The sequence below is a fragment of the Aphanizomenon sp. CS-733/32 genome, from assembly GCF_028330045.1.
GTDB lineage: Bacteria > Cyanobacteriota > Cyanobacteriia > Cyanobacteriales > Nostocaceae > Dolichospermum > Dolichospermum gracile.
On record NZ_JAQMSE010000151.1, the window covers coordinates 1 to 5,344 of the forward strand.

The window sequence follows — 5,344 nt, forward strand, 5'->3', positions numbered from 1 at the left end:
CTGATGGGTTGTCGTCGATTAGTCAGAGACTACGAGTTACTACCTGAAACATCAGAGACTTTTATCTATCTAGCTATGATCCGTATCATGCTCAGGCAATTGGCATAAATTTTGACTCCTCAAAACTTTTCAAACACCCTCTTAGACGTTTTACTCCCCCCATTTGTGAATTTTTCAAGTTACAAACAAATTTCCCCCCCTAAAAAAACCACCACAAATCGCCATAAACCTTACCCCTCTTACCTTTTCAGCTTCTCCAAAATTGTCTCGAAATTCCCGCAGCACTAACGCACCCTACAGCATACTACACTTACACTTTTGAGAGAAAGAAAATTACAGCAATTAGATATTGAGAATTTGATTGAAGAAATTGATAGTATGGGAAGGAGGGAAAAGAAAGTTCCTATTTTAGCATCTGGTTTTAAACCTTTATTGGGAACGGTTTTGATGGATAGGCTTTAACTAGGGTTTGCTGAAAAAGTTATCTGTGAGGGTTAGGAGTCAGGAGTCAGGAGTCAGGAGTCAGGAGGAAGAATTAGAAAGATATAAGAATAGTCTCAAATTCTAGAAAGTGATAGGTTTTTAATGGTTTCAATGCTTATTCCTTGCACCTAATTCACTTTTTTACCCCGGAAACTCTTAATATATCTAGGTTTTCGGTTTATTCAGCATCACAATCTCCTCTTGGTCTGGGTTAAAAATTAGTAATTTTAGGTCATATTCGCCAATTATTCTTTGAATAAACTTCCGACTAAAAAACTCATCATAATCATATATAAGGTGCGTTACACTCCGTTAACGTCAATCACATTATAACTTTGCATAGAGGCGCAAAATTACAAGAAAGACTGGGAAGTTTGAAAGCCCCTGAGTAAGCATTGCGTAGCCTTACGTGCTTTAGACAGGGGATGAAAAAGGTGCGTTACTCTCCCTTAACGCACCCTACAGGATCAGCCATTCCTGCGGAGCGCTTCGCTATCGCACTATCACTATACAGGTTAAAATTCAGCTAGAATAATTAAACAGCATAAAGGAGGTGTAATGATCATGCAGGCTATTTTTTGGACCCTAGAAGAAGTTGCCGAAAGGGCTAAACAATTTTACGAAAATGGCATTCGTCAACAAGTGGAATGTGATGATCACATTGGCAAAATGATTGTAATTGATGCGGAAACCGGTGAATACGGAATTGATAAAACTGGCGTAGAAACTGCATTAAAGTTAAAGCAAAAGAAACCAAATGCCAGATTATTTACGATGCGGATTGGTTATGATGTTGCTGTCAGCTTTGGGGGAGCGATTGAGCGTACTGTCAAATGATTTACGGGAGATTGATGGATAGCAAAGCGATTGTGCCAGTAATTTTCCGTTTACCGACACAACCAAATTTTTCTATTAATTTTATTATTGATACTGGATTCAACGACCATCTTACATTACCACCACAAGCTGTCAGCGCGATGAATCTGCCGTTATATTCCACTACGCTTGCTAGATTAGCCGATGGTAGGGAGACTTTGTTATCTATACATTTAGCAACCATTGTTTGGGACAATCAAGAAAAAGTAGTTCCTATTTTAGCATCTGGTTTTAAACCTTTATTGGGAACGGCTTTGATGGCAGGATATCATCTGGAGATTGATTTTGAAGAGAATGGTTTAGTTTCGTTAGAACAAATCCCACCTTTGATTTCATATATTTAAGATGAGGATCGATCTGCTTGCAGCAGCGCTTCACTATCGCACTTACTTAAGTGAGGTTCAAAAGGCAATTAAAGATTTAGAAAAATAAATTATAGTAATAAAACCCAGTTTATACAGAATTAGGTTGATTGATTTGTGAGGAAACAAGGGAAAGGCTATCAACCACGGACAAAAACGTAGGGTGGGTTAGCGATAGCGTAACCCACCGAAAATCAGTAAATAAACATACATAAGGTGCGTTACATTGCATTAACTCACCCTACGGGATCAGCGATCGCACTTAAACAAAAATCCAGCCCAGTTATAACATTAGGGAACTAGTGTGAATTGAGAAAAAACGTCAATATCAGTTTTAGCAGCTTCAACTGGGTCAATTGCACCTCTTCTGATTCGACTCAAGTATTGACCATTATCTGCTTTCAAAGCCACTTTGCCGTTTGGCAGGTTGACCAGATCAAAGCTAGTAAAAGGAGGATCAAGGTTTGGTTTAGCAGCTTCAATCGAGTTAATTGCACCTCTTCTGATTCGACTCAAGTATTGACCGTTATCTGCTTTCAAAGCTACTTTTCCGTCTGGCAGTTTGACCAGATCAAAGCTAGTAAAAGGAGGATCAAGTTTTGGTTTAGCAACTTCAATTGGGTCAATTCCACCTCTTCTGATTCGACTCAAGTATTGACCATTATCTCCTTGCAGGGAAATAGCTTTAGCATTGTTAACTCCAACAGTGAAGAAAACACCAAGAGCAAAAACAATTGTCAATGTTGCAGAAATTAGGGTCTTGAAATTTTTTAACATTTGCTTACCTTCTAGACTAACTGAAGATGTGGTTTTTTCTTCCCACACTATTTAGACGTTTTACTCCCCCCATTTGTGAATTTTTCGAGTTACGGGCAAATTTTTCCCCCCCCAAAAAAACCACCATAAATCGCCATAACCCTTACCCCTCTTACCTTTTCAGCTTCTCCAAAATTCCCTCCACCTCCCCACGCACCGGATACAACAACTGCTGACTCAAAGCCCCTGTATAAGCCCGTCTAGCCCCCGACTTATCCCCCAAACCCATCATCAGCCTCCCTAACCAGTAATCAGCCATGGCTGGGTTAAATAACCTCAACTCCTGACATCCTTGAGCAGCTACCTCCCACCACCGTTTACTAGCCTTAGCATTCTTCAAAACTCGATAACTTTCCCCCAACCAAAACGCCACTGGTACGGATTGCAAATAACCTCCGTCCGGTAAAAGCTCCCATGCTTTTTTTAAGGCTTCCAGGGCTTCCCGATGTTTACGAGCCAAAATCAACACCTGGCCATGACGCAACCAAGTATCAGCTAACTGGGGTTGTAGTTTTGTTCCCTGTTGGGAAACCTGACAACCCCGTTCAATGTCTGAAAAATGTTCCACCAATACCCGCCCCGCAGTCGTCCACATACTCCAGCATTCAGGAAAGCGCGTTAACATCTCCTCCACTATGGAAGCAAGAATCGTTTTACTCTTCACTGGATCAGGTGCAAAGGGTAAAATTTCACACAAACCCCGATAAATTTCCCGGTCATGGGGATACAGATAATACGCTTTCTCCATCATTTCCGCCCCTTGCTGGTATTCCCCTGTGTGGAATAAGCATCGCCCATAATAATACCAACCGTAGGGATAATTGGGGCATTCGGTGGTAAATTTGGCTAATACCTTCACCCCTTGCGCCCAATCCCCTCGTAAAATGTGATAGTAGGCTAAGGATTTATGGACTTCAACACTATGGGGAATTGTTCCTAGTAAGGAGGTAATCATTTTTTTAGTGATTTTGCCCTCTTCAGCAGATACCATTCTCGCCAGCAAACGTTGATCAATTTGTCGTTGTATTACTCGAAAATCATCACCAGCTAGGGCTATAAGGCTGTTAAACCTCTCTTTCGCCGTTTGTATATCCCCCACCACCATCAGGGCATCATAGCTGTAAATCAGGGACATAACATCATCTGGATTAATTACTAAAACCGACTCTAGGGTGCGGATAATACCCAGGGGATTTTCTATATTTTGATATACCTGTGACAAAGCCAGTCGGTGAAATACTTGATCAGGTTCTGAATTTATGGCTAAATTAAAGGCTGTGAGAGCTTTTTCATTGTCACTTTTGCAAGTTGCAATCAATCCTTGTATATAATGCTGAGTTACCGGATTTTCAGACAAAAATAGGGCTGTATTATAGGTTTGTAAAGCCTCCTTTTCTTGTCCCATTAACTGCAATATCTTTGCCAATTTTAGATGCACATCAAGTAGTTGAGGTTGTCGTTCAATTACTTGATTATATTCGATAATAGCTTGTGACCAGTTTCCTATTTCGTAAAGTAAATCAGCTAATTCTAATCTTTTTTTCCATCCTTGAGGATATTTTTCAATGTACTTGTTTAAAGTGATAATTTTCTGCTGTTGTCTGGCTGATTTTGCTGCTGTAAATAACTGAACATTCATCTTTAGCCCAGATGGCTGATTCAATTGTACCAATGATTTGGTAAGGATTCCAGGCATATTAAAGTTGCTTTATAATCAATTTCTTGCTGTTGGCTTTTTGTAGGTATTGATGATTCGCAATCATGATTCCATATTTGCTCAGATTCTAATTCTTCTACCATGGGAATCACGGTGTTTAATGGGAAAAAGTAATCAAAAGCAGTGTTATCTTCCCCCGCAAGATATTTCTTGAACTGCTTTTGTAAAATCTGCCGCGCTTCTTGAATACATTTACGAACATTCTTTTCAGAAATGGTGAGTTGTTTAGCAATATCTCCATAGGATTTGTTTTGACAACAATGTAAAATCAAAGGATAGCGCAATCTATCAGGTAAAGATGCTATTTTATACTTGAGATATGCGGCCATTTCCACATTCAAAAGCTGAGATTCAGGAAGTGATAAGTTAGAAGTAAGTGCTGGATGATCTGCAAGTTGCACATCGTCAATATTATCAATTTTTGCAGATTCTCGTTGACGTTTTCGACGGAAATCTATACAGCAGTTATAAGTAATTTGAGCTAACCACGATTTAGGATGTCTAATGTCATTTGTAGATTGTATCCATTGATTCCAGGCTTTGAGCATTGCGTGATTTACTACATCTTCCGCATCATGGTAATTACCGTTAAGCCATTTTAAACAACAGTTGTAAAGATAACCTTGATGTGATTGCCATAATTGCCAAAAATAATGACAATTATGTGCAGATGAATCCGTAAATTGGCTTTGTTTTGGCAATATATTCCTGTTTCCCATCTCTGACGACGAGAACCAAGGTTCTTGTTTTAGCCCTATTTGCATAGATGAGTTACTGTTCATTTTTAACTGCACACAAGACTAGACTGTAAATAACAAAATGTTAATTGATTCATTATTATTACTGACTAAGCAGTATTCAACACTATAGATACAAGTATTGTCCAATTATTTTAATATTCCGTAATATCAATAATATCAATGATGGATATACAATAGATTTAGTAATTTCTAGGACTTACGCACTGTACAAATTCACCATGATGTGCATGAACGAAAATCCCTCGTTTCAGGCTTTTGGTGATTAACTTCTGCTCAATAGCGAGCGCTCAAAAATCATCAAAAAATCACGTTAAAATGCCCGAAACCCA

The 5,344-nt window shown here is 39.1% G+C and carries 6 protein-coding genes and 2 pseudogenes; 4 read left to right on the forward strand and 4 right to left on the reverse strand.

Annotated elements, in window-relative coordinates:
* Positions 1–108, forward strand: a pseudogene (locus PN471_RS12180) (IS5/IS1182 family transposase); the annotation flags it as partial.
* A gap of 207 nt (positions 109–315) precedes the next feature.
* A pseudogene (locus PN471_RS12185) lies at positions 316–462 on the forward strand (DUF29 family protein); the annotation flags it as partial.
* Between the two features lie 186 nt (positions 463–648).
* On the opposite strand, the gene PN471_RS12190 reads toward PN471_RS12185, so the two are convergent.
* Complete coding sequence (locus tag PN471_RS12190) at positions 649–777, reverse strand: element excision factor XisH family protein (RefSeq protein ID WP_271777071.1); 129 nt, start codon at positions 775–777, stop codon at positions 649–651.
* A 270-nt stretch (positions 778–1,047) separates the two neighbouring features.
* Here PN471_RS12190 and PN471_RS12195 point away from each other — a divergent pair, with 270 nt between their 5' ends.
* Together PN471_RS12195 and PN471_RS12200 are read left to right on the forward strand one after the other, a co-directional pair.
* Entirely contained in the window at positions 1,048–1,320 is a 273-nt protein-coding gene (locus tag PN471_RS12195; protein ID WP_039200650.1) for a hypothetical protein, read from the forward strand.
* Positions 1,317–1,703: a clan AA aspartic protease gene (locus PN471_RS12200; protein WP_271777067.1), complete on the forward strand. Its 387-nt coding sequence runs from the start codon at positions 1,317–1,319 to the stop codon at positions 1,701–1,703. The genes PN471_RS12195 and PN471_RS12200 overlap by 4 nt, the downstream gene beginning before the upstream one ends.
* A 309-nt stretch (positions 1,704–2,012) precedes the next feature.
* On the opposite strand, the gene PN471_RS12205 is transcribed toward PN471_RS12200, so the two are convergent.
* From PN471_RS12205 to PN471_RS12215, 3 genes are all read right to left on the reverse strand, one after another.
* On the reverse strand, positions 2,013–2,546 hold the full coding sequence (locus PN471_RS12205) for a fascin domain-containing protein (protein WP_271777068.1): 534 nt from the start codon (positions 2,544–2,546) through the stop codon (positions 2,013–2,015).
* A gap of 103 nt (positions 2,547–2,649) precedes the next feature.
* Positions 2,650–4,176, reverse strand: a complete 1,527-nt coding sequence (locus PN471_RS12210) for a tetratricopeptide repeat protein (protein ID WP_271777069.1) — start codon at positions 4,174–4,176, stop codon at positions 2,650–2,652.
* Between the two features lie 20 nt (positions 4,177–4,196).
* Positions 4,197–5,036, reverse strand: a complete 840-nt coding sequence (locus PN471_RS12215) for an RNA polymerase sigma factor (RefSeq protein WP_271777070.1) — start codon at positions 5,034–5,036, stop codon at positions 4,197–4,199.
* Between the last annotated feature and the right edge of the window lie 308 nt (positions 5,037–5,344).

Coding starts and splice junctions, on each gene's coding strand:
- PN471_RS12195 (WP_039200650.1), top strand. CDS start 1,048: ATGCAGGCTATTTTTTGGACCCTAGAAGAAGTTGCCGAAAGGGCTAAA.
- PN471_RS12200 (WP_271777067.1), top strand. CDS start 1,317: ATGATTTACGGGAGATTGATGGATAGCAAAGCGATTGTGCCAGTAATT.
- PN471_RS12210 (WP_271777069.1), bottom strand. CDS start 4,176: ATGAATGTTCAGTTATTTACAGCAGCAAAATCAGCCAGACAACAGCAG.
- PN471_RS12215 (WP_271777070.1), bottom strand. CDS start 5,036: ATGAACAGTAACTCATCTATGCAAATAGGGCTAAAACAAGAACCTTGG.